The 1,744-nt window shown below is 50.7% G+C and carries 1 rRNA gene; it reads left to right on the forward strand.

Features of this window, described 5'->3' with window-relative positions:
* A 23S ribosomal RNA gene (locus H3R29_RS09065) occupies window positions 1-1,744 on the forward strand; the annotation flags it as partial.

Consider the following 1,744-nt stretch of genomic DNA (forward strand, 5'->3'; position numbering starts at 1 on the left):
GAAAAATCGATTTCCCTAGTAGCGGCGAGCGAAGCGGAAAGAGCCCAAACCAGATGATTTATCATTTGGGGTTGTAGGACTGCGACAAGGCAGCGCAAAGGATAGCAGAATTACCTGGGAAGGTAAGCCAGAGAGGGTGAGAGCCCCGTAAGCGAAATCCCCAGCGCGCCGAGCAGGATCCTGAGTAGGTCGGGACACGAGGAATCCCGATTGAAGCAGCGAGGACCATCTCGCAAGGCTAAATACTACATTGTGACCGATAGTGAACCAGTACCGTGAGGGAAAGGTGAAAAGAACCCCGGGAGGGGAGTGAAAGAGAACCTGAAACCGTGTGCCTACAAATAGTCAAAGCCCATTAAGGGGTGATGGCGTGCCTTTTGTAGAATGAACCGGCGAGTTACGTTAATTAGCGAGGTTAAGTCAGAAAAGACGGAGCCGGAGCGAAAGCGAGTCTGAAGAGGGCGAGATAGTTAGTTGATGTAGACCCGAAACCAAGTGACCTACCCATGACCAGGTTGAAGGTGCGGTAAAGCGCACTGGAGGACCGAACCCACGTAAGTTAAAAATTGCGGGGATGAGTTGTGGGTAGCGGTGAAATTCCAAACGAACTTGGAGATAGCTGGTTCTCTCCGAAATAGCTTTAGGGCTAGCCTGGTGCTAGAAAGATCATGGAGGTAGAGCTCTGTTTGGACGAAGGGCCCGTCAGGGGTTACTGAATTCAGATAAACTGCGAATTCCAGCGATCAAGGCACTGGAGTCAGACTGCGAGTGATAAGATCCGTAGTCGAAAGGGAAACAGCCCAGATCACCAGTTAAGGTCCCCAAATCTATGCTAAGTGGAAAAGGATGTGGAGTTGCGTAGACAACTAGGATGTTGGCTCAGAAGCAGCCATCATTAAAAGAGTGCGTAATAGCTCACTAGTCGAGTGACGCTGCGCCGAAAATTTACCGGGGCTAAGCATAGTACCGAAACTGTGGATGTGCAGTAATGCATGTGGTAGGAGAGCGTTCTAAATGCGGCGAAGTTTAACTGCGAAGATAAATGGAGCGTTTAGAAGTGAGAATGCCGGTATGAGTAGCGCAAGATAGGTGAGAATCCTATCCGCCGAAAGACTAAGGTTTCCTGGGGCAGGCTCGTCCGCCCAGGGTAAGTCGGGACCTAAGGCAAGGCCGAAAGGCGTAGTCGATGGAGAACAGGTAGAGATTCCTGTACTGCTTATCTTCGTTAACAGCGAAGGAGGGACGCAGGAGGCAAAGAACGCATGGCGCTGGAAGCCATGTTTAAGCGTCAAGTGTGGTAATGAGTCAAATGCTTGTTACTGGTAAGCACAAGGCGTGATGAGGAGCGAAATTAGAGTAGCGAAGGTTCAAGCGTCACACTGCCAAGAAAAGCTTCTAGTGAGAAGATAGGTACCCGTACCGCAAACCGACACAGGTAGTCGAGTGGAGAACACTCAGGTGAGCGAGAGAACTCTCGTTAAGGAACTCGGCAAAATCGCCCCGTAACTTCGGGAGAAGGGGTGCTGGTGTAAAAGCCAGCCGCAGTGAATAGGCCCAAACAACTGTTTATCAAAAACACAGGTCTCTGCTAAGTCGTAAGACGACGTATAGGGGCTGACACCTGCCCGGTGCTGGAAGGTTAAGGAGAGCTGTTAGCGCAAGCGAAGCAGCGAACTGAAGCCCCAGTAAACGGCGGCCGTAACTATAACGGTCCTAAGGTAGCGAAATTCCTTGTCGGGTAAGT

Source organism: Lactobacillus sp. M0393 (assembly GCF_016102025.1).
Taxonomy (GTDB): Bacteria; Bacillota; Bacilli; order Lactobacillales; family Lactobacillaceae; genus Lactobacillus; species Lactobacillus melliventris.